The organism is Aliarcobacter faecis (assembly GCF_013201705.1).
GTDB classification, from domain to species: Bacteria; Campylobacterota; Campylobacteria; order Campylobacterales; family Arcobacteraceae; genus Aliarcobacter; species Aliarcobacter faecis.
In genome coordinates this window covers 1,748,512-1,771,736 of record NZ_CP053837.1, presented here as the reverse complement: position 1 = coordinate 1,771,736, position 23,225 = coordinate 1,748,512, and the positions used below count along the sequence as shown (strand labels likewise).

At 24.0% G+C, this 23,225-nt stretch carries 19 protein-coding genes; 17 read left to right on the top strand and 2 right to left on the bottom strand.

Annotated elements, in window-relative coordinates; all coding sequences use genetic code 11:
* The first annotated feature begins 2 nt into the window (after positions 1-2).
* The 17 genes from tssE to AFAEC_RS08855 all read left to right on the top strand — a co-directional run bounded on the left by tssE (position 3) and on the right by AFAEC_RS08855 (position 19,852).
* Positions 3-413 carry a type VI secretion system baseplate subunit TssE gene (gene tssE / locus AFAEC_RS08930; RefSeq protein WP_026806849.1) on the top strand — a complete coding sequence of 137 codons (411 nt, stop codon included), beginning with the start codon at positions 3-5 and terminating at the stop codon, positions 411-413.
* A complete protein-coding gene (gene tssF / locus AFAEC_RS08925) occupies positions 414-2,186 on the top strand; it encodes a type VI secretion system baseplate subunit TssF (RefSeq protein WP_026806848.1) in 1,773 nt (590 codons plus the stop codon).
* A gap of 4 nt (positions 2,187-2,190) precedes the next feature.
* Positions 2,191-3,192, top strand: coding sequence for a type VI secretion system baseplate subunit TssG (tssG, locus tag AFAEC_RS08920; protein ID WP_026806847.1), 1,002 nt, complete (start codon positions 2,191-2,193; stop codon positions 3,190-3,192).
* Complete coding sequence (gene tssH / locus AFAEC_RS08915) at positions 3,182-5,707, top strand: type VI secretion system ATPase TssH (RefSeq protein ID WP_051487661.1); 2,526 nt, start codon at positions 3,182-3,184, stop codon at positions 5,705-5,707. The genes tssG and tssH overlap by 11 nt, the downstream gene beginning before the upstream one ends.
* Positions 5,708-5,729: 22 nt before the next feature.
* Positions 5,730-5,852 carry a hypothetical protein gene (locus tag AFAEC_RS12320; RefSeq protein ID WP_257119366.1) on the top strand — a complete coding sequence of 41 codons (123 nt, stop codon included), beginning with the start codon at positions 5,730-5,732 and terminating at the stop codon, positions 5,850-5,852.
* Positions 5,853-5,855: 3 nt separating this feature from the next.
* The gene (gene tagH / locus AFAEC_RS08910; RefSeq protein WP_026806845.1) at positions 5,856-7,124 is read left to right on the top strand and encodes a type VI secretion system-associated FHA domain protein TagH; all 1,269 of its coding nucleotides are present in this window, start codon (positions 5,856-5,858) and stop codon (positions 7,122-7,124) included.
* Positions 7,125-7,132: 8 nt separating this feature from the next.
* Positions 7,133-7,588, top strand: coding sequence for a type VI secretion system lipoprotein TssJ (gene tssJ / locus AFAEC_RS08905; protein ID WP_026806844.1), 456 nt, complete (start codon positions 7,133-7,135; stop codon positions 7,586-7,588).
* Positions 7,589-7,590: 2 nt separating this feature from the next.
* A complete protein-coding gene (gene tssK / locus AFAEC_RS08900; RefSeq protein ID WP_026806843.1) occupies positions 7,591-8,919 on the top strand; it encodes a type VI secretion system baseplate subunit TssK in 1,329 nt (442 codons plus the stop codon).
* A gap of 8 nt (positions 8,920-8,927) precedes the next feature.
* Complete coding sequence (gene icmH, locus AFAEC_RS08895; protein WP_026806842.1) at positions 8,928-9,773, top strand: type IVB secretion system protein IcmH/DotU; 846 nt, start codon at positions 8,928-8,930, stop codon at positions 9,771-9,773.
* A complete protein-coding gene (gene tssM, locus AFAEC_RS08890) occupies positions 9,773-13,111 on the top strand; it encodes a type VI secretion system membrane subunit TssM (protein WP_026806841.1) in 3,339 nt (1,112 codons plus the stop codon). The genes icmH and tssM overlap by 1 nt, the downstream gene beginning before the upstream one ends.
* 2 nt (positions 13,112-13,113) lie before the next feature.
* Positions 13,114-13,737: a protein kinase domain-containing protein gene (locus AFAEC_RS08885; protein ID WP_026806840.1), complete on the top strand. Its 624-nt coding sequence runs from the start codon at positions 13,114-13,116 to the stop codon at positions 13,735-13,737.
* A gap of 22 nt (positions 13,738-13,759) precedes the next feature.
* Positions 13,760-16,030: a type VI secretion system Vgr family protein gene (locus AFAEC_RS08880; RefSeq protein WP_172658646.1), complete on the top strand. Its 2,271-nt coding sequence runs from the start codon at positions 13,760-13,762 to the stop codon at positions 16,028-16,030.
* Positions 16,030-17,067 (top strand): hypothetical protein, encoded by a 1,038-nt coding sequence (locus AFAEC_RS08875; RefSeq protein WP_051487612.1) that lies wholly within the window; start codon positions 16,030-16,032, stop codon positions 17,065-17,067. The genes AFAEC_RS08880 and AFAEC_RS08875 overlap by 1 nt, the downstream gene beginning before the upstream one ends.
* Positions 17,046-17,630: a hypothetical protein gene (locus AFAEC_RS08870; RefSeq protein ID WP_026806285.1), complete on the top strand. Its 585-nt coding sequence runs from the start codon at positions 17,046-17,048 to the stop codon at positions 17,628-17,630. Before AFAEC_RS08875 ends, AFAEC_RS08870 begins: the two co-directional genes overlap by 22 nt.
* A gap of 144 nt (positions 17,631-17,774) precedes the next feature.
* Positions 17,775-18,278: a lysozyme inhibitor LprI family protein gene (locus tag AFAEC_RS08865; RefSeq protein WP_051487610.1), complete on the top strand. Its 504-nt coding sequence runs from the start codon at positions 17,775-17,777 to the stop codon at positions 18,276-18,278.
* An 11-nt stretch (positions 18,279-18,289) separates the two neighbouring features.
* Positions 18,290-18,919, top strand: a complete 630-nt coding sequence (locus AFAEC_RS08860; protein WP_026806283.1) for a hypothetical protein — start codon at positions 18,290-18,292, stop codon at positions 18,917-18,919.
* 12 nt (positions 18,920-18,931) lie between these two features.
* Positions 18,932-19,852 (top strand): tetratricopeptide repeat protein, encoded by a 921-nt coding sequence (locus AFAEC_RS08855; protein WP_051487609.1) that lies wholly within the window; start codon positions 18,932-18,934, stop codon positions 19,850-19,852.
* A gap of 209 nt (positions 19,853-20,061) precedes the next feature.
* On the opposite strand, the gene AFAEC_RS08850 is transcribed toward AFAEC_RS08855, so the two are convergent.
* Together AFAEC_RS08850 and AFAEC_RS08845 are read right to left on the bottom strand one after the other, a co-directional pair.
* Positions 20,062-21,933, bottom strand: coding sequence for a glycoside hydrolase family 17 protein (locus AFAEC_RS08850; protein ID WP_026806281.1), 1,872 nt, complete (start codon positions 21,931-21,933; stop codon positions 20,062-20,064).
* An 8-nt stretch (positions 21,934-21,941) separates the two neighbouring features.
* Positions 21,942-23,177: a glutamate-5-semialdehyde dehydrogenase gene (locus AFAEC_RS08845; RefSeq protein ID WP_026806280.1), complete on the bottom strand. Its 1,236-nt coding sequence runs from the start codon at positions 23,175-23,177 to the stop codon at positions 21,942-21,944.
* Between the last annotated feature and the right edge of the window lie 48 nt (positions 23,178-23,225).

Here is a 23,225-nt window from a genome sequence, read left to right as displayed (position 1 = left end):
TTATGTATAAGGGAAGTTTATTTGAAAGATTATTACCAACTGAGTATGAAACTGTGAAAAATTTAGATTCTTTTTATAGTTCTATTGCAAATAATTTATCAAGAATTTTTTCAACAAATGCAGGAAGTGCACAAATTCTACTTGATTATGGAAAACCTGATTTAAATAATATAAATTTAAGTATGAAAGATTCTATAGAAAAGTTAGAAATGGATTGCGAAAGATGTATCAATAAATATGAACCAAGACTTATCAGAACTAGGGTTCGTATTGATAAAGATTCATTAAAAGCAAACAGAATGGATATTATAATAGATGGATTTTTAAAAATGTCTAGTAAAAATACAGAGCATATTATTTTTAAAGCAAATCTACTAAGTAATGGTAAAACAAAAATATATAAAGAAATATAGATGAAATTTAATGATTACTATAAAAAAGAGTTGATTTCTTTAAGAACTAAAGGATTAGAGTTTTCTAAAAAAAATCCTGGACTTTCTTCGTATTTATCAAAAGAGGGGCAAGATCCTGATGTTGAAAGACTTCTTGAAGGTTTTGCTTTCTTAACTGGAAATTTAAATCAGTTATTGGATCAGGAATTACCTGAGGTTGCACATACTTTAGTTCAAATATTGTGGCCAAATTATAACCGAGTAATTCCATCTTATAGCATAATACAATATGAAGCTAATAAAGATTCAAGCGAAAATATTTTAATAGAAAAAGATACAGAAATATTAAGTAAGGTAAAAGCAAATCTAAAACAGTGTACATTTAAAACAGTTTATGATACAAATATTTTACCAATAGAATTAGGAAATATTGAATATTTTACAAATAATAAAAAAAGTTCAATAGAGTTTTTTTTTAAAACTACAAATTCTTCTACCTTGAATGAAATTAACTTTGATAAATTAAGATTTTTTTTAAATGGTTCAAAATTTATAGCTTATGATTTATATCTATACTTAATAAAATATGTTGAAAATATTACAATATTATTAAAAGATAAAGATAATGAGACATTAAGAAGTATAAATATTGATAAAAATTCTATAAAATCTGTTGGTTTAGATGATAAAGAATATATGCTACCTTATTCAAAAAATCTTTTTAAAGGGTATATCCTATTTCAGGAGTATTATTGCTTTAGAGATAAATTTTTATTTGTTGATATAGAGAATTTAGAGCAAATTAAGAATATAGATGAAAGTATATTAAATAAATGTAGAAATTTTGTAATAAAGATTAATTTTTTAAAAACATTTACAAATCAAGAGATTCCTACAAAAGATAATTTTGTTCTATATGCAACTCCTATAATAAATATTTTTAATACAGATGCTGTTCCTATTAAAAAAAGCATTGAAAATGATGAATATTTAATAGAGCCTATTGAATTAACAAAAGAAGAAGGTGAAGTCTTTGCTGTTGAAAAAGTAAGAACTTGGTCTCATAAAACATCTTCTTATCAGGATTTATTACCTTTTGAAGAATTTGAACATTCATTACAAAATAAAGATTTTTATTCAATTAGAACAAAAACTTCAAATCAAGGAGATAGAACAAATAGTTATATTAGATTTTCAAATATAACAAGAGAGACAATTTTTTCAAATATAAATACAACAGTATCTTTAAAACTTCTTTGTACGAATAGAAATATACCAAGTAGTTTAGGAATAGGAGATATTAATATAGCAAGAATGGGAATAAATACTAAAAATAGAGCTTTTAAAAATATAAGTATTCCATCAATAAGTTATCCTCCTCCAATAGCAAAAGATTTTTTATGGAAAGTTATTTCAAATATGTCCTTAAACTATCTATCTTTAACTGATATAAATACATTAAGAAGAATTTTAGAAGTTTATGATTTTTATGGAGCTTATGATTTAAAGCAAAGAGAGAGAAATGCTAGAAACTTAGAAGGTTTAGTCTCTATTGAATATTCAAAATGTGAATATATAGATAAAGGTTTTCCAATAAGAGGAAACCATATAAACATTAAAATAGATAAAAATAAGTTTTCAACTCTTGGTGAAATATATCTATTTTGTAATGTTTTAAATGAGTTTTTTTCACTTTATAGTAGTATAAACTCTTTTCATAAATTAACTGTTGAAGTATTAAATGAAGATACTTTTGAATGGCCTATTAAAATTGGCAGTAAAAATATAATTTAAAAAAATGTTATTAGAAAAAGTTAATGATAAATTAAATAAGACTATAAAAAATATTAAATTAGCACAAGTTATTAGAATAGCTATTGTATTTTTAAAGCCTTTTTATCCAAATGAAACTGAGAAGGATTTATATAATAATTTAATTTTTAAAGCAAATCCAAGTTTATCATTTCAAAAATCAGATGTATCTAATATAGAATTTAAAGAAGTAGATAAAAAAATTGTTGTGGAAATAACTTTAAATTTTTTATCTATTTTTGGAAGCCAATCACCAATGCCATCAAATTATAGTGAGATGGTTTTAAGAAGTTATGAGACAGATAAAATTTTATATGATTTTTTGAATTTATTTAATCATCATTTACAAAAATTTATCTATCCAATCTGGGAAAAACATAGATATTACGTACAGTATCAAAAAGATTTAAGCGATACTTTTTCTAAATATATTCTCTCTTTTCTTGGTTTAAGAATGAATTTTATAGATAAAAAGTCAAAAATAAATTTGTCAAAACTTCTTTGTTATTCTGGGTTATTAAATATGCGTTTCCAATCAGTAAACAATATAAAATCTATTTTGGGACATTATTTATCACATAATGATTTAGAAATAGTTGAGTTTATTCCTCAAAAGTATAATATTCCAATTTGGCAAAAAGCCAAACTAGGATTAGAAAATTCTAAATTAGGGGAAGATTTTTTAATAGGTGATTATGTTGTTGGTAGAAATAACAAATTTAAAATATTATTAAATAATTCAAAGTTTGAAGATCTTATAGATTATAGTATTTTGGGAGAAAAAATTTATGAACTAGAAGAACTTATTAATTTTATGATGCAAGAACCTCTTAGTTATGATTTGGTTCTACAAATAAAAAAAGATGAGAAAAAAGAATTTATTTTAAAAGATGGAAGTGATTTTTATTTAGGAATTAATTGCTGGATAGGTCAAAAAACAATGGATGAAGAGATACTCATGATAAGAAGGGGCGATAATGAAAATTGAATTAAAAGAATTAATTGATAGTTTAGATATAAAAACAAAAAATTATTTAGAAGAAGGAGCAAAAAGATGTATATCTAGAGGTGGGAATGAGATTATACTTGAAGATATTTTTTATGTTATGTTAATAAATAAAGATAGTTTGCTCTCTAAACTATTTTTACAATATAAAATAGATGATAAAAAATTGTTAAATATATTAGAAAGTAGCTCAAAATTAGTAACAGAAAGTAATAATCCAATTTTTTCAATAGCTTTCATAAATTTTCTAGAGGAGTCATATTATACAGCAGTAATTGAATTCTCTACAAAAATAATAAATGAAGAGTGTATGATTTTGTCTTTTCTTGAGAATTTATTTAAATATTCTAATACTAAATATTTTGAATTTTTTAAACAAATTGATAAAGAAGAGGCAAAAAGTTTAATAAAAGGGCTTAAATTAAAAGATATTGAGATAGATAAATCAAAAAACAATATAAAAACAGAGCTTGAAAAATATACTACAAATTTGACACAATTGGCAAGAGACGATAAGCTAGATATAGTCTTATGCAGAGAAGAAGAGATAAAACAGGCTATAGATATTTTATTAAGAAGAAGAAAAAATAATCCAATTTTAGTTGGAGAAGCTGGTGTTGGAAAAAGTGCGATAGTTGAAGGTTTAGCTTTAAAAATTATTAATAAAGAAGTACCAATTGAACTTTATGATTCTGAAATATTAACTTTAGATATAGGTGCATTACAAGCAGGAACTAGTATTAAAGGAGAGTTTGAAAGAAGGCTTCAAATGATTATACAAGAGGTTCAATCTAGTTCTAAACCAATAATTTTATTTATAGATGAAGCTCATACTTTAATGGGAGCAGGTGGAAGTGAAGGAACTTCTGATGCTGCAAATTTATTGAAACCTGCACTTGCAAGAGGAGAACTTAGAACAATAGCAGCTACAACATGGCTTGAATATAGAAAATATTTTGAAAAAGATCCAGCATTATCAAGAAGATTCCAGAAAATTGATATTTTTGAACCTTCAATTGATGATACTATTACAATTTTAAGAGGTTTATCTAAAAAATATGAAGAAGTACATAATGTCTATATAGAAGATGAAGCTTTAAAAAATACAGTATATTTATCTGCTAGATATATAAATGGAAGACAACTACCTGATAAAGCAATTGATGTTTTAGATACTGCTTGTGCAAATGTAAAAATTAGTAAAACTAATATACCTTTTGAAATACAAAAACTAGAGATAAAAATTAAAGAGAAAAAAAGAGAGCAAGATTCTTTAGAAAGAGATGATAAAAATAGTATTAAAGATTATAAAAAATCAATTATAGAACTTAAAAGTGATATAGAAAGACTTGAAAAAGAGCTAGAAGAATTTACTAATAATTTTATAAAAGAGAAAGAGTTATTAGAAAAACTACAAAAAGAAGATGATAAAAAAATAAGAAAAACTCTTGAAAATGAGCTAGTAAAACTTCATAAAAAAAGTAAGTTTATCAAAGAAAGAGTTTCAAAAGATGAGGTGGCAAAAGTTATATCATCATGGACTGGTGTTCCTCTTGGAAGTATGATTAGTGAACAAATAAAAAATGTAATGGAACTTGAAAAGAATTTACAAAGTAGAGTTATTGGGCAAAATAAAGCAATTGAATATTTAAGTCAGTTTTTACAAATATTTGTATCTGGACTAAAAAAAGAGAATTCTCCTTCAGGAGTATTTTTACTTGTTGGACCAAGTGGTGTTGGAAAAACTGAAACAGCAAGAGCAATAGCTGATTTTATGTATGGTGGAGAAAATTTTTTAACAGTTATTAATATGACAGAATTTCAGGAAAAACATACTATTTCAAGATTAATTGGCTCTCCTCCAGGATATGTTGGATATGGAGAAGGTGGAGAATTAACTGATGCTGTAAGAGTTAAACCATATAGTGTTGTATTATTTGATGAAATAGAAAAAGCACACCCTGATATTTTGAATCTTTTTTATCAAATTTTTGATAGAGGGGAGATTAATGATTCAGAAGGAAGAGTAATTGATTTTAGAAATACAACTATCTTAATGACATCAAATTTGGCTACAGATTTAATAACAAATCTATATTTAAGTAATAAAAATATTAGTTTTGGAGAGCTTACAAATACAATTATTCCAACTTTATCAAACTACTTAAAACCAGCACTCTTAGGAAGAATGAATGTTGTTCCTTATTTAAATCTAGATGAAGAAGCTTTAAAAAATATTGTGAAAGTAAAACTAAAACATATTATTGAACAATTTGCTAAAAAAGAGATTGAATTAAAACTAGATGAAAATTTATTAAATCATATTGTATCTTTGTCAAATAGTATTGATACAGGGGCTAGAAATATTGATTTAATTATAAATTTAAATATTTTACCAAAGTTATCAAAGTTTTACTTAGAATCTATTGTAAGTAAGAGAAAGATTACAGCAATAAAAGTATCTATTGATAAAAATAAAGAGATTCAAGTTAGTTAATTTTATATTATAGGAGAAAAAAATGAAAAAAATTTGTTTAGTTATATTAATTACTTATTTTTTTTCAGGTTGTGCAAAAATGAGTGAAAATTATAAACCACTATATTTAGCAAAACCTGAGATTGAAAATGTAAAGGAAAAATAAATTATGGAATTAGTTTTAGAGATAGTTAAGGGTGAAAAACTATATATTAATTCATATAAATTTAATCAAAAAAGTGGTTTTGTTGGAAGATCAAATGAAGCTAATTTTACACTTGAAGATAAAAGTAGCCATATATCTTCCAAACATGTTTTAATAGAATATAAAGATAGTTTTTATTTTATAACAGATGTTAGTACAAATGGTACATATCTAAAGAATCCTTATAGAAAATTACCAAAAGATATGCCTATTAAAATAAATAATTCGGATATCTTTATTATCGGAGATTATGAAATAAAAGCCAGATTACTTGATAATGAAATTAATACTTTAGGTTTTAATAGTTTCAATCATCTTTTAGGAAATAATAGTGGATTATCTTCAAGAATGCTTATACCTGATGATGATTTTTTATCAGGAAATAATAGTATTATGAAAAATAGTTTTTTAAAAGAAGAGAAATTTGAACCATTAAATAATATTATGGATATATATGAACAAAAAGATAGTTCAATACTTAGTATGCTCAATAATACAACTTCTATGCAAAAAAGTGAAGAGATATTTATTGATGAAACTATTAATAATTTAAATGAACATATTGAAGAAAAATATTTTAATTTAAATGTTTTTGATGAAGGTTTAGAGTGTGAATTAGAAGATGAAATTGAAAACCCGCCACTCTTAAATAGTAGTAGTGTATCTTTTGAAATTTTAGAGAAAAGTTTGGGAATAAATATAAGTTCTTTACAAAAAGAGGAACAGGATAAAATATTAACTGAAATTGCTCAAATAGTTTTATATAGTATTAATTTCCTAAAAATATCTCTGGATATAAAAGATAAAATTTTAAATGATTTATCTTTAGATAAATCAGGTTCTAGTAGTGAAGCTTTAAATCCTATTAGAAGGGATAAAAAAGAGGCTTTAATGGTATTAAGTAATTCAAAGAATGAGGTAATACTAATATCAGAAGCTATTAAAAAATCATTTACAGAAATAGATAATCATAATCTTGCTCTTGCAAAATCTTGTGAAGTTTTAGTTAATTCTTTCTTAAAAGAGTTTGAAGTTGATAAGCTTGAAGATAGTTTTTATAAAAATTATAACTTTAAATCTTTTATTCCCAAAAAGTTTCAATTGTGGGATGCTTATATTTCAAATTATAATAAGCTTCTAAAAAATAATCAAGAAATGGTTTTAGCTTTAAAAACTGACTTATCAAAAGAGTATGAAAATCAAATAAATTGTTTTAAAACAATATCAATATAGGAGAAAAAATGTTTAAAAAATTTAGAAATTTAATGTTTGTATTATTTGTAATAGCTTTTGCAACAGGTTGTGCAAAAAATCCAACTCATTTAGAATTAGTAATAAAAACAACAGAAGATTTAAATAAAGATGTAGATGGAAGGTCTTCCCCATTAATGCTTACTTTTTATGAATTAGAATCTGCTGAAAAGTTTTCAAAGTTTGATTATTGGACTCTTCTTGAAAAGTCGGGTGATAATTTAAAAGATGATTTAGTTTCTCAATCAAAACATATAATTTTAACAGAACAAAAACAAAATTATAAAGTTTCTTTTGCAGATAAGACAAAATATTTAGGAATTGTAGCTAATTTTAGAGTAATTGATAATGATTATGTTTGGAAAGATGTAGTTGAATTAAAAAAAGGTTCTTACAATTATAGTGAATTTGAAATTAGAAAATTCAATATTGAAAGAGTTAAATAATTATGGAAAACAATAGAGTAGTTTGGAGAGAAGGGTTATTTATAAGACCACAACATTTCCAGCAAAATGATAGGCATTTTGATTTTGAAATAATGAATAGAACAAAAAGTTTAATATCAAATAATTGGGGTTTCTTTCAATTAGAATTAGATGAATATCTTTTAAATAGTGGGAAAATAGTTATAAAAAGAGCATCAGGAGTTTTTAAAGATGGAACAGTATTTGATATAAATGGATTAAATAATAGTTTAGTTTTTGATATTAAAGCAAACCATATAGGAAAAATTTTATATTTATCTTTACCTATTTATATAGATAGTAATGATGAAATACATTTTGAAGAGCAAAAAAATCTTCAAACAAGATTTAGGGCAAGAACAGCATCAAATATACCAAATATAAATTCTGGTGAAACTAGTAGTTGTGATTTATTACTTGCAAGTTATAATTTTAAACTCTCTTTTGAAGAAGAGAATGAGGCATATGTAACTCTACCTATTTGTAAAATTTCAGATGTTACAATAAGTGGAAGCATATCTTTAGATAAAGAATTTGCTCCCATATATTTATATTTCAACTATTCAGATTTACTTTCTTCACAAGTTAAAGAGTTAGTAAGCACAATTGTTTTTAGGGCAGAAAAATTATCAGAAAAGATTACAGATTCTTTGATGAAAACAACAGAAATAGGTGATTATTTATTACTACAATTATTAAATAAAACAGAAAGTCAATTAAATTTTTTATTAACTCAAGATAAAATTCATCCTGATAAAATATTTTATGTTTTAATATCTTTTGCTAGTGAGTTATCTGTTTTTATGAAAAAAGAGAAAAGGCTAGCTAATCAAATAAATTATAAACATGAAGAGCAATATGAAAGCTTCCAAAATATTTTAAAAGAAATTAAATCGATGCTTACAACTGTATTAGAGCAAAATAGTATCTCACTACCTATAAATAAAGTAAAATATGGAATACATATTTCACAAATAAATAATAGAGAACTTTTTGATAACTCTACTTTTGTATTCAGTGTATCTTCTGATATTAGTTCTGTAAAGCTTAGAGAACTTTTAGATGTTAGTTTAAAATTTGGTACAGTTGAAACTATTAGAAATTTAGTAAACTTTCATCTAGTAGGATATAAATTAAAACCTCTTTCAAATGCACCTAAAGAGATCCCTTATAAAGTAAATCATTTATATTTCAAATTGGAATTAACACAAGAGAACTTAGAAGAGTTAAAAAAATCTTCTGGTTTTGCATTTCATCTATCAACAGAAATTCCAAATATTGAATTTAGCCTCTGGGCAATAAAAAATAATTAAGGAAAGCTATGGAAAAAACACAAGTTATTACAAGAGATGTAAATAAAAATAATCTTACAAACTCCTCAAAAAGAAGAGAAAATAGTTTTGAAGAGTTTCAAAAACAGGAAATTGTAAAAAATCTAAATTTTGATAATAGTAAATATAATTCAAGTATAAATCCATTTATTACAGCTTCTACTCCATTATTTGAAGCAGTTTTAGATATAGAGGAAAATAGACAAAATTTAAATGTAGATCAAATTAGAGATGAATTTATATCAAGAGTTAATAGTTTTAATGAGAAATGTGTTGAAAATAAAACAGAGAATATGGAAATTTTAGTTGCAAGATATATTTTATGTACTTTTATTGATGAGAAGCTAAATGAGAAATTATCAGATAATGATAACTGGTTTAATAGAAGTTTATTAAGTGTTTTTCATAATGAAACTTATGGAGGAGAGAATTTTTTTCATTTACTTGATAAATTTCTGAAAACTCCAGCAAAATATATAAATATACTTGAACTTATGTATATATGTTTATCATTGGGTTTTTTAGGTCGATATAGAGTTGTAAATAAAGGGGAAATAGAGATAAGTAATATAAAAGAGAGTTTATATAGACAAATTAAGATTGTACAAGGAAGAGAACCTTTAACATTTTATAAAAAAGTTGAACCATCTCAAAATAAATTTAAATTGTTTAATAAAATTTCATACCCTTTATTAATCTCTTTAATAATCATTTTAATAGTTTTAATTTATCTATTTTTATCTTTTAAACTTTATGAAAGAAATATAAAAATATCACAAGATATAGATAATATTGAATTAAACAAAATAGAAAATATAAATAAGGAAAATAAATAATGAATGCTTTAAATTATAAAAAAATATTTTTATGGACAATATTGTCAGCGTTTATTTTGTCATTGTTCATTATTTTTGTAATGCCTTTTATTTCAGATAGCTTTAAAGAGTTGTCTTTTAGACTTTTAATTGCCTTTTGTATTTTTTTCGGTACTGTAATAATAATCTTATTAATATTATTATTTAGAAAAAAAGAGACTCAAGAAATGTTGAGAGAAAAGGCTCTAAGAAGTGAATATAAAAAGAGTATAGATAAAAAAGTAAAAAACCTAAAACAAAAATTTAATAAAGCTCTAAAAATTGTTAAAAGGGCATCTTTATATAAATTTAAATCAAGATATGAACTACCTTGGTATTTAGTTATGGGTGAAGAGAAAGAGGGAAAAACATCTCTAATTGAATATTCAGGACTTGACTTTCCAATAAATTATGAAGATAGATTTAGTGAAGATGATGAAAACTTTAAATGGTATTTTGCAGAAAAATCTGTTTTTGTAGATTTACCTGGAAACTATATAGAACAAACAAAGAATCCAGAAGACCCGATAATTTGGAAATATTTTTTAAATTTTTTTATAAAAAGAAGATGGAGAAGACCTATAAATGGGATTATTTTAACTATTAGTGTAGATACACTTTTAAATAAAAATAATAAAGATTTAGAAAATTTTGCAAAACAGTTAAGAGATAGATTTGATGAACTTTCAAGAGTATTTATGTCTAGTGTACCTATTTATTTGATTATTACCAAAAGTGATAAAATAAGTGGATTTAATGAATATTTTAATCTTTTAAATCAAGATGAAAAAGATGAAGTTTTTGGAATTACTTTTGAAAATGAAAATTTTGAAAAAGATAATATAAATGAGAAATTTGAAGAGTTAATAAAAAGGTTAAATAGTTCAGTTATTGATAAAATGCACTTTGAGTGGACAGAAAAAAAAAGAGGGAAAATATTTTTATTTACTGAAAAAACATCACAACTTCTCTCAAAAATTACATATTTTACAAATGTATGTTTTTCTGAAACTAGATATAGAAAACCTTTAATGTTAAGAGGAATATATTTTACTACTATTGAGAAAAATTATGGTTCAAATGAGAAAGCAAAGGCATTATTTGTTAAAAAACTTTTAGATGAACTTATTTTTCAAGAAGCTGAGATTAGTAAAATAGATGAGAATTATAGAAATAAAATGAAAAAAATACAAATTTTGAGTTATGTAGCTTCACTTTTGATTGTAGTTTTTGTTGGATTTTTTATGATTAATAGTTTTATTAATTCAAATGATAGTTTAACAGAGTATAAAAGTAAGATTGATGAATTAGTAAACTTAAAAAAGAGTGTAAATCAAAATAGTAGTTTTGAAGATATATCAAAAGTTTTAGAACAAGTAAATATTTTAAGTTTAAATGAAAATAAATTAAAAAATGAGAGTTTTTTCAATAAATATATCTTTAAATTTGAAGATAAATCAAAGCAGCTAAAAGATATTTACAACAATGAGCTTTTAACTTTATTATTAAATAAAAATGCAAGTCAAATAGAAAAAAAGATTACTAATGAATTAGGTGATTTCTCTAAAACTTGGGATAATACAAAAGCATATTTAATGCTTGAACTTGTTGAAAAAAGAGATAAAGAATTTTTACAAGATTATATGAAAAAAAGTTGGGAAAAAGTAGTACAAAATATTGAAACTCAACAAAAATTAGCAAAAAATTGGCAAAATTTACTAGATTTAGGATTTGATTCATATAAGATAAATCATTCTCTAATTGATACATCAAGGGCAAGATTAGTTGAATTAAGTGCAGAACAACTAACTTATGAAGATTGGAAGAGTAAATTTAGTTATTTAAATACAAAGAGCTTTTCATTTTCAGATATTTTAGGTGAGAATATATCTTTATTTGATGGCTCTGGATATAAGATAGATGGTCTTTATACAAAATCTGGATATGAAGCAGTATTAAAAGATGGGAAAAGAGTTTTAGATGAGATACTTTTAAATAATTGGGTAATAGGGAAAAAAGCAAATCTTACAAGTGATGAAAAAGAAGAGTTTTATGAAAAAATTATGCAATTTTATTTTTCTGATTATAGAAAATATTGGTATGAGGCTCTTTCAAATTTAAGTGTAGTTTCATATAATGAATTAACAGAATTAAATCATCAATTAGCTATTTTAACTTCACCTGAGTCCCCTGTTATTTCAATATTAAAGAGTTTAAAAATAAATACAAATTTATATTCTCCAACAGAACAAATACAAACAAATCTTCCTATTGAAAATAGATTAGTTGAAACTATTAGTTCAAAAATTCCTAAAGAAAAAATAGAGCAAATTGATATTGTAGATGTGAAGAGTGTACGAACTTTAAGAGAATTTTATAAACCGTATCATGAACTTTTAGATGATAATTATCAGCCTAGAGGAACACTTACTTCACTATTTAATGAATTTAGTAAAACTTATGAAATAATGAGTAACATAAATGGATCTGTAAATTCAGAAGAAGATGCTTTTAAAATAGTATCTAGTAGAGTTCATGGTAAATTAGCCCCTATGATTGCTCAGTTAAATTTGATGCCAATTCAAGTTAAAAGGTGGTATGAAAATATTATTCAAGGAAATTTAGGATTTATTGCAAAAGGTGCTAAAAACTATATTATAAAAAAATATAAAAAAGATGTAGTATCCTTTTATAATGAGAGACTAAAAAATAAATATCCATTAAATAAAACTAGCCAGGTAAATGTGAAATTAGATGATTTTAGTGAATTCTTTAGAAAAGATGGTATTTTAGATAGCTTTTATAATCAATATGTTGCTGGTTTTATAGAAATAGATTATCAAAAAGCTGTTGCTAAACCTAGAAGTATAGATGGGAATAGATTAAACTTCTCAAAAAACTTTATTGCTAATTTGATTAAGTCTGAACAAATAAGAAAAGCTGTGTTTAAAAATGATGGAACATTAGGAACAAATTTAGCAACAGTTGAATTAACTTATGATGCAAGTACAGTTCTTTATGAGCATGGTCCAATTTTAACAAAAAGAGTATCTTGGCCAAATAATTCAAGTGATGCAAGTGTAAAATTTAAACTATATGATATCTCAAATAAAATTGTAATTGAAGATTATATAGATAATGATGAATGGAGTTTATTTAAGTTTTTGGATCAAAATAGCTTAAGTAGAGGAGATAATGGTACTTTAAATATTACTTATGAAAAGTATGATTTTAAAAGTTCATTTCTATTAGATGGTTCAATTGCACCACTATTTTTAAATAATAATGGCTTTAGTTTTGAACTATCAGAAGGGTTGTAATTTTGGTAAATACTCTATTAAATAACAGATATTTTATAACACAAAAGCTTGATAATGGTGGGTTTTGTGATATTTATAAAGCATATGATATTTATGATGAGTATTTCAATAATAAGAAAGATATTGTTATTAAGATGCCAAATGAAGAACTTAAAAAAAAAGATGATATTCAAGAATTTATATATATGGAGTATAAAATTTTGAGGAAATTATCAAATGATAATATTATAAAAGTTTTTGATTTTGGAATTGATAATACTTTAAATATTTCTTATTTAGTTCTTGAATATTTAGATGGAATACTTTTAAGCGATATTAAAAAGAGTAGTTTAGATAAAAAACAAAAAGATGAAATTTCAGAAAGTTTGAGAAAAGCTTTAAGATATATACATAAAAAAAATATTATCCATGCAGATTTGTCTCCTAATAATATAATGATAGTTGAAAATAGAGCAGTTATTTTTGATTTTGGAGTATCTTTTGATATAAAAGATACTTTGAAATTAGATTACAAAGTAAATTCTTATATAAATAAAAACTATTCCTCAAAAAATATAAAATCTGGAAAAAAACCTAGTTTTGATTGTGATAAATATTCACTATCTTTAATATTAGATGAATTGTAATTAATTAAAAAAGGAAACCTAAATGATAAGTCAAATAAAAGATATCAAAGATACAATAATGAATAATCAAAAAGAAGTTCAAGAGATAAAAGCAAGGTTAAAACTTTTAAACTATAAAAGTAATGATTTATATGGGAATACAGATGGGAATTATTCAATCTATAATTTAGAAGGGAAAAGTGGAGTAAATAAAGTATATGAATATGAGATAACCTTTATAAGTAATGAAAGAATAGAAGTAGAAGATATAGTAGATACAGATGTAGAGATAGTTTTAGAGGATTTAGTAAATTTAAAATCTTGTAAAACAATCTTTGGAAAGATTTATAAAGCTAGTGAAGATAGTATAGTATCAAATAAATATATGTATAAAATAGAAGTGGTACATCCAATATACTATTTGGGATTAAATAATAAATATGAGATATATCATAGTCTAAGTGCAACAGATATTATAAATAAAATAGTAACAAGATATAGAGCCTTATTAAATATTTCATTAGAGATAAGAGTAGATAATATAAAATATCCAATAAAAGATTATACAACCCAATATAATCAAAGTGATTTAGAGTTTATCTTAATGCTTTGTGAAGAAGAGGGATACTCTTTAATATTTAAAGAAGATGATAATAGTAGCTTTAAAATAGTATTGTGTGAATTAAATGATTATGTAGAGAAAATAGATAGTAAGATATTGTGTACATATAATCATAAAATAGAGTTTAAAGCAAGTAAACATATAGAAGATTACTATGATAAGAATAATCCAAGCCAAGAGTATAAAATAGAGAAAACAAAGGTAGTAACTAGTAGTAAGATAAAAGATAATGCAAGTAGTAAACAATTAAGAAATGATATAGAAAAAGAGAGCTTTAGAGATAAACTAAACTTGTTAAATGAAAGCTTGTATGAAGATTTAAATAGATACACAAATATAGATACAAATAAAGAGTATAGTCAATCAAATATAATAGAAGCAGTTTCAAATGAATTAATAGTAAAAGATAGTTTAAATGCCTTAATAGTAAGTGAAAAAGAGAATAAAGAAGAAGATGTAATAATAATAGAAGTAAACTATAAAGCATACTTTCCAAATGCCTTAGAAGAGTATTCAAAACTAAATGATATAAAAGATATAAACTCAAATATGCAATATAGTGTAGAGTTTAAAGCAATCCCAAAAGATATAATATATAAACCCAAAGTTACAATAAAAAAACCAAAGATATATGGAGTACAAACAGCAATAGTAAGCTCTCAAGATGTAAATAACTCACCAATAAACCAAAATCAAAATAGTATAGATGTAGATGAAGAAGGAAGAGTAAGAGTTCTGTTTCATTTTGAAAGAAATAAAACAACCTCTTGTTACTTAAGAGTATCAAATCTATCTAGTGGAAATAATTATGGCTCACAATTTATTCCAAGAGTAAATAGTGAAGTAATAGTAAGCTTTGTAAATGGTAACCCAGATTGCCCAATAATAATAGGAACTTTGTATAATGGTGAGAATAAAATACCTTACCCACTCCCAGCTAATAAAACAAAAAGCTATATAAGAACATATACAACTCCTCAATATGAAAATGAGGAAGGATATAATGAAATACTCTTTGAAGATAAACAAGGAAATGAAGAGTTAAATATAAAAGCTCAAAAAGATATGAATACTCTAATACTAAATGATGAGACAAAAATAGTTAAACATAATCAAAGTAATCTAATAGAGAATGATAAAAAAGAAGATGTAAATAATAACTCAAACTTAAATGTAAAATCAGACTATACAATAAATGTAAATAAAAACCTAATACAAACTGTAGAAGAAGAGAAAATAACAACTGTAAATAAAGATTATAATATCTATGCTAATGAAGATTTAAATATAAGAGTAAAAAATACAATAAAACAACTAATAGAAAAGGATTTTATACAAAGAGTAAAAGGTAATAAGATTACTTATGTAGAAAATGATGTAAAACTAAAATACCTTCAAAATCTCTTTAAACAAATAGATAAAGATTTTAGAATTGATGTAAAAGAGAACTTTCACACTATTGCAAATACAATTAAAATAGAAGCCCAAACTATAGAGTTAATTTCAGATACAGAAGTAAACCTAAAAGGTGCTAATAATAATCTAATAGTAAATCCAAATGGTATTTTTATGAATGCTCCTTTGGTAAATACAAACTCTATTTACTTTGGTGCTTTTGCTAATGAAGTTGAAAAAGTAAATATAGATGAACCTATTAGAAAAAATCAACTTAGTAATTTAGGATTTGAATAATGTTAAAAAAAACTATTTATGAAAATATAACATTAGGTGTAGATGCAACATTTGATGATGGTAAGAAAATAAAAGGAAGTATTGCTTTTCTAACGAAAGATTATAATATAGAACTTACAGAAGATGAAAATAATAAACAATTTATTTTAGCTAAAGAGGAGTTTACAGTAGAAGTAAAAGATTATCGAGCAGAATATAAATTTATAATAAAAGAATTAATAGATAAATATAATATAAATCAAAAAGATATAACTTATGTAAAAGGCTGGATGGATAGCGATGGAGATGACAAATATAATAGGCTATATGATTTAGAAGTGTTTTTGGAAGTTTGTCAATGCTCGTTGAATGTTAATAAATTTATCGAAGAGTATAAAAAAGTACATCATAATAAAATAGGTTGGTATGAGAAAGACAAAGATACAAAAGAATTTCAAAAAACTAATATAAATACATTAAATAATATTTCTGAAAGTAATTTAAATAAATTAGTAAAACACTTAATAGATTACTACAAAAAATCTAATTATGTTTGTTCTATTGAAAAGCTTGCATATATACTAGCAACAATAAGATTAGAATCTTATCAGTGGAAAAATAAAGAATTTTACGGTATTACTAATGAAGACATATCTTATGAACAAGCAGAATTTGATTATGGTTGTGGAAATAAAGCTAAAAATCAAGAAAGAGCTAAAAAAAATGGTTGTGAAAAAGTTGGAGATGGTTATAAATATAGAGGTAGAGGTTTTGTTCAAATTACTTGGAAAATAAATTATAAAAAATTTAATGGTATAAATGGTATTAATTTTGAAAAAGAACCTGAAAAAATGTTAGATTTTAATACACAAATTGCAGTAACTATCGAAGGAATGGAAAAAGGTTTATTTTCAAAAGGAAATACTATATCAAAGTATATAAATGAAACAAAAAAAGATTATAAAGGAGCAAGAGCCATTATAAATGGAAATGATAAAGATTTTATTATAGAAGATTATGCAAAAGGAATAGAAGAATGTTTAAAAAAATCTATATAATTTTAATTATATTAATATTAAATTCTTGTGGTAAAGAACTAGAATTAACAGAACATGGAATATTTGAAAAAGATACAAGTAAATTAATAACTGAACAGATAAAGTTTAATGAAGCAGTTTCATATTCTTTTGAAATAATAAACAATTCACCAATTTATGGAAATTATATATTTTATGAAGAATTTAATAATTATAAAAAAAGTTGTTATATACCAATTATAAATTACGATGATTTATATACTATAAATAAAATTATTTGTTTTCAATTAAGTTTCCCTTATAACTCAACTCCTTATTGGTCTTCAACACAAATAGACTTAAATAAAAAATATAATTTGAATGAAATAGATATTAAAAATTTAATTGATAATCAAGATAAAGAAAAAGTACAAAGTGTTTATACTTATGATAGTAAAATAGATGAAAAACAATCCAGTATAAAATTCCCAAAATTAAGATTATATAATTCTAAAAATATTGTTATATCAGAAGAAGCTATTTTCAAAATAAAAATATCTAATAACTTAGTATACTTTAATATTGAAGATATGATTTTAAAATAATATTGTAACTATTAGAAAGAAATATTATTATGACTTGTCTTATGATGAAAAAGGAAATCCAAAAATAGATAAATTTGGTAGAAACCAATCAGTTTTTTATAAAGGTTTGATAAATAGAGTAAATACAGTTTTAGGAGTTAAATTTTGAGAATTAGAAAAACTATACTTGTAATTTTTGGAATACTTGTTTTTTGTGTTAGTTCTTTTGCTTTTGAACAAAAAGATATTAATGATTTAAAAAAATTAAGTGATTTTGAAACAGTTGAGCAATTTGAAGTTTATTATGAAGACTATACTCAAACTTGTTTAGATAATGGATATGGTGGAACAGACTCAATACCTTGTTTTATAACATATGAATTATGGGATAGAGAGCTAAATATTTATTATCAAAAACTATACGAAATATTGAATGAGAATCAAAAAAAAGAATTAAAAAAATCTCAATTAAAATGGCTTGAAGCTAGAGATTTAACAATAAATTTCAACTCTATTATGCTAGATAACTATTATCAAGATAAAGAAGGCACAATGTATATGCTTATGCGTGCTAGAGATGCAGATGATACAATTCATCATTTAGTAAAGGAAAGAGCATTATTCTTAAAATCATGGTTTGTACAAAAATCTGAACCAATTGAAAAGTAATTTTAAAATAAATGAAAAAACATTTAATATTTATATTTTTATTTGTATTAAATTTATTTGCAAATAATAATTTATTACTTTCTGGTAATTGGACAATGTCTGAATATACAGCTAATAGAATTGATATTCCATATCACTTATTAAATATGAATATTTCTATTGATAAAGAGAAGAATGTAACAGGTACATTTGAATATTATTATAAATGGACTACTCATATTGATGGGGCTGAATTTACTTCAAAACTAAAAAATAACTATTTTATTTTTTCGTTTGATAGTAATTTTGGCGGAGAAAATGGAAAAGTAAAAATTACAATAAATGATAATTGTAGTTTAAAATGGGATTTAATACAAGAACCAAATGGAGACTTTTTCGCACCTTATGAAGCTAATCTTGAAATTGAAAAATTAGAAGTTAATAGTTTTTGTAAATATAATAAAAAATCTAAAATCCAAATTGAAAAACAACCCTTATACAAAGAACCAAATGAAAACACAAAAACAAAGATGTATTTAATAAAAAATGATGTTGTAGAAATAATGGAAGAAAAAGAAGATTGGATTTATATTTTGTATATCACAAAAGATAATAAAGAGATAAAAGCTTGGATACCAAAAAATGCTTTGATAAATGACTAAGATATTTAAACTATGAAAAATGTAATAATAAGAAATAAGATATTTACATTATTATTTATAATCTTTTCAATAAATGTTTATGCAAATGATTTATATAATAAATTGTTATCAAATAAGAATGAATATTTTAGTATAGATATAGATATAAATAATGATGGGGTTTTAGATAAAATAATCAGTGGGCAACCTTATGAAAATAATGAAATATATTTTTTTATAAAAGAAAAAGAGGATTATAATTTATTTTTAAAAGGATGGAATTTTTCTGAAGATGGTGGAAACTATATTTATCAAATAGAAAAAACATCTGGAAATATGATAAAAATAGTTACTCTGTCTCAGAATGGAAACTATATAGAGGAATATTTTTTAAATTATGTTGGAGAAGATGAATTGTATTTAGATAAAGTTATTTATATCAATGATGATTATTTAGATCCAGATAGAAAAACATCTATTTGTATTGTAAAACAGAATATAAAATTAGTTGATATTTATGATAATAACTTAAAGATAAAAGTACCTGATTTATTGTCAAAAGAAGAAAAATGTAAGATTACATATAGTCTAAATAATATATCTTTAAATGAAATTAAAACTAGAATACAAAATAATAATCGAAACAATTTTTCAACAGTTAGTAGATATGAAGCAATATTAAATGAAATTCCTATTTCAATAAAAACTTTAACACAATACAACGATATAGCATATTATCTACAACAAGCAAATGCAAATGAAGAAGCTATTTTCCTTTTAGAAAAAATTATAGAAAAATACCCAAATAGAACAGTTGCATATCTAAATCTAGCAGATGCTTATCTTGGAAAAAATAATAAAGAAAAAGCAAAAGAAAATTATAAAAAATATATAGAACTAATGAAACAAGATAATAAAGAAGAAAAAATCCCAAAAAGAGTTTTAGAGTTTTAAAAGGGAATAATAAATTTAGAATATAAATATTTTATGATGAATAAAATAATATTTATATATAGTTAAAAAAAATTCTTTATTTATTGATTATTTAAATGTCAGATAAAGTGTAGGGATAAATTGAAAGAAAAGTTGAGCTTTAAAATTTAAGTTACTTTTATATGTAAATCTAGATTTATTTTTTAAGGAAGATAAAAATCTTCCTTTTTTTATTTTTTATATATTAGTTTTGAAATAGAATAACTTACAAGTATAAATGCAATACTTCCTAAGAAAGTATTTGTAAGAATAGTTGCAAATAAACTTATAAATAGAGCTAAAATTGTAAATTTCTTATTATTTAAAATTAGGCTTAAGATACCAAAAACTAAAGCAATAACTCCTAAATATCCAAAATAGATATATGACCACATAGAGCTTCTTAAAGCACAAGATAATCCACTTCCATCATTATTACAAGCAGTTGCTAGTTCATTGTTAGTGATAAGTCCATTTTTAAATAGAGTTATAAGAATAGCAAAAATTATAGTAAAGAAAATATACTCTTTTACTTTTAAAATTGACTCTTTCCCTACCATTAAAATAGCAGCAAAAACTAAAGTTATTATAAACCAAATATTTGAGAAAGTATTTAAAATAGTCTCATTATATAGAGTAATAACTGCATTTACTAATAGTGCTGAAGCTAAAATTTTTTCAAATAAACCAAAATGTAACTCTTTAAATTTTCCAAATAAAGTATAGATAAATCCTAAAGCTAATAAGATAAATCCATATATCTCAAAATTCTCATATCTTCCATTATAAGCTAAATTTGTAGAGATAATAAATACTAAAAAAGATGCTAGATAAAAAGCAATTTTAGGGATAAAATTATCTTTAGTTGTTTGTAAAATTTTGATAAGTACAAAATTATAAATATATAGACATAACCCTAAAACTATTATTGCCCAAGCAGTTTCAAAATGGTTTCTTGAAATTATGTAGTATTGCTCTATTTGAAGAGTTAAAAGTAGTGCAAAAATAGTATTTACTATACTAAAAGCAACTATTCTTGTTTTCGATAATTTTTTCTTTCTAAGCATTAAAGAGTTAACTAATACTAAAGCTAAAGAGATAAAAGCTAAATATAGATAATTTGGAAAGTTTGATACATCTCCTGCAAATACATTTTTATCTGCTCTATTTTCATCAAAAAGCCCCCAATAACCACCAACTGCACCTTCACTAACTCTTTTCCAAGGTTGATCAAATGCTTCAATAATATTGTAATTCCAGTTTTTTTCATTTGCTAGTTTTACAAATTCTCTTATATATTTTGCTTGATTAATTTTACTAGGAACAGCATCTTCTCTTGCTCTTCCTTCACTTGGCCATCCTGTTTCACCAATTAAAATATCAGAAGTTCCTAACTCTTTTTCAACTTTTACTCTAACATCTGCTAAGTGATTAATTGATTTTTCTATGCTCATTGGTAAATCTTCCCAATAAGGTAAAATATGAATTGTTACAAAATCTGTAATATTTTTCATATTTGGATGTTTAAGCCAAAATTCCCAAACATCTGCATATGTTACTCTTACATTTGGTAAAGCTTGTTTTACTTCAAGAATATATTCAGTTAGTTTTTTCTCACTTAAATCACCTCTTAAAAGTACCTCATTTCCTACAATAATAGCTTTTATAACTTCAGGATATTGTGAAGCTAATTTTTTTAAAGTATCAATTTCATCTCTTGATTGTTTTTCATCTTTGCTAACCCAAACACCCATTAACATCTCAAGATTAAACTCTTTTGCATATTTTGGGATTGCTTCAAGTCCAACTGTTGAGTAAGTCCTAATACAATTTGTATATTTTGAAAGAAGTTCTAAATCTTTTTTGATATTTTCCTCTTTTAAAATTAGTCCTTTATCAAATAAGAAAGGTGATTCATCTTTTCCAAATGGAGCATAAGATACACATTGTAGCTTTGAAAAATGATTTGAATCATCTTTTAAAATAGCTTTTTCTCCTAAAAAAAGCCAGAAAAACATAATAGCTAAAGAGCTAAGAAATGTTAAAAAAAGTCTAGTTGTCATAAAAATTCCTATTTTCTAGTTTGGCCATGGCCATAGATTTTATATTTAAAAGTTGTTAAGTCATTTATTCCCATAGGTCCTCTTGAATGAAGTTTATTTGTAGAAATCCCAACTTCAGCACCAAGTCCAAACTCTCCACCATCAGTAAATCTTGTACTTGCATTTGCATAAACACAAGCTGCATCAATTTCATTTAAAAATTTATTAACAGCTGTATAATTTTCACTTAAAATTGCTTCAGAGTGACCAGAACCATGTTTTTGTATATGGTTTATAGCTTCATCAATATTTTTTACAATTTTGATATTTAAAACATTATCTAAATACTCTTTATCAAAATCCTCTTCAATTACAGGAATAGCTTTGATATATTTTAGTGTTTCACTACAAGCTTTTATTGTAGTATTTTGCTCTTTTAAAGCTTCATCAAGACCATTTAAAATATGAGGTGCTATATCCTCATGGATTAATAGTGTTTCCAAGGCATTACAAGCACTAGGTCTTTGGCATTTTGCATTTATTACAATATCAGCTACCTTGCTAATAGCCGCATCTTGATCAATATAAGTGTGGCAAACACCTTTATCATGTTTTATCACAGGAATAGAAGAGTTTTCACTAATAAATCTAATAAGTGCTTCTCCACCTCTTGGAATTATTAAATCTACAAATTTATCTTCTTTTATTAGTTTTGCAACACCTTCACGGCTACTATCAGGAATCAAAGATATTACCTCTTTTGGAAGATTGTTTTTCTCTAACACAGTTTGTAGAATTTTTGCTATTGCTTGATTTGAGTTTTCAGCCTCTTTCCCACCTTTTAATACACAAACATTTCCACTTTTAAAACATAAAGCAGCTGTATCACTTGTAACATTTGGACGGCTTTCATAAATAATTCCAATAACACCAATAGGAATAGATACTTTTTGAATATTTAAGTTATCTTTTGTTATCCAACCATCAAGAATTCTTCCCACTGGTTCAGTTTGAGAAGCAATTTGCCTTATTGCATTTGCCATATCAAGAACTCTTTTTTCATTTAAAAAAAGTCTATCTTGCATAGCCAAACTTAAATTATTCTCTTTTGCAAATGTCATATCAAAGCTATTTGCTTCTAAAATCAAAGAGGTAGAACCTACAAGTTCATCAGCCATTTGAAGTAAGATGTCATTTTTTATTGCAGTTCCTAAAGTAGCGATAATTCGGCTACCTTGTTTAGCTTTTTGTAAAAAATCACGCATATATTTTCCTGTAAATTTTTTCTTAATATACAAAAAAAAGGCTTTGTT

What these genes read in the sequence shown, in the direction of transcription:
- AFAEC_RS08860 (WP_026806283.1), top strand. Translation starts at nt 18,290, where the DNA reads ATGAAAAAACATTTAATATTTATATTTTTATTTGTATTAAATTTATTT.
- AFAEC_RS12320 (WP_257119366.1), top strand. Translation starts at nt 5,730, where the DNA reads ATGAAAAAAATTTGTTTAGTTATATTAATTACTTATTTTTTTTCAGGT.
- AFAEC_RS08855 (WP_051487609.1), top strand. Translation starts at nt 18,932, where the DNA reads ATGAAAAATGTAATAATAAGAAATAAGATATTTACATTATTATTTATA.
- AFAEC_RS08850 (WP_026806281.1), bottom strand. Translation starts at nt 21,933, where the DNA reads ATGACAACTAGACTTTTTTTAACATTTCTTAGCTCTTTAGCTATTATG.
- tssG (WP_026806847.1), top strand. Translation starts at nt 2,191, where the DNA reads ATGTTATTAGAAAAAGTTAATGATAAATTAAATAAGACTATAAAAAAT.
- tssH (WP_051487661.1), top strand. Translation starts at nt 3,182, where the DNA reads ATGAAAATTGAATTAAAAGAATTAATTGATAGTTTAGATATAAAAACA.
- tssJ (WP_026806844.1), top strand. Translation starts at nt 7,133, where the DNA reads ATGTTTAAAAAATTTAGAAATTTAATGTTTGTATTATTTGTAATAGCT.
- tssM (WP_026806841.1), top strand. Translation starts at nt 9,773, where the DNA reads ATGAATGCTTTAAATTATAAAAAAATATTTTTATGGACAATATTGTCA.
- AFAEC_RS08875 (WP_051487612.1), top strand. Translation starts at nt 16,030, where the DNA reads ATGTTAAAAAAAACTATTTATGAAAATATAACATTAGGTGTAGATGCA.
- AFAEC_RS08870 (WP_026806285.1), top strand. Translation starts at nt 17,046, where the DNA reads ATGTTTAAAAAAATCTATATAATTTTAATTATATTAATATTAAATTCT.
- AFAEC_RS08845 (WP_026806280.1), bottom strand. Translation starts at nt 23,177, where the DNA reads ATGCGTGATTTTTTACAAAAAGCTAAACAAGGTAGCCGAATTATCGCT.
- tssE (WP_026806849.1), top strand. Translation starts at nt 3, where the DNA reads ATGTATAAGGGAAGTTTATTTGAAAGATTATTACCAACTGAGTATGAA.
- tssK (WP_026806843.1), top strand. Translation starts at nt 7,591, where the DNA reads ATGGAAAACAATAGAGTAGTTTGGAGAGAAGGGTTATTTATAAGACCA.
- AFAEC_RS08880 (WP_172658646.1), top strand. Translation starts at nt 13,760, where the DNA reads ATGATAAGTCAAATAAAAGATATCAAAGATACAATAATGAATAATCAA.
- tagH (WP_026806845.1), top strand. Translation starts at nt 5,856, where the DNA reads ATGGAATTAGTTTTAGAGATAGTTAAGGGTGAAAAACTATATATTAAT.
- icmH (WP_026806842.1), top strand. Translation starts at nt 8,928, where the DNA reads ATGGAAAAAACACAAGTTATTACAAGAGATGTAAATAAAAATAATCTT.
- tssF (WP_026806848.1), top strand. Translation starts at nt 414, where the DNA reads ATGAAATTTAATGATTACTATAAAAAAGAGTTGATTTCTTTAAGAACT.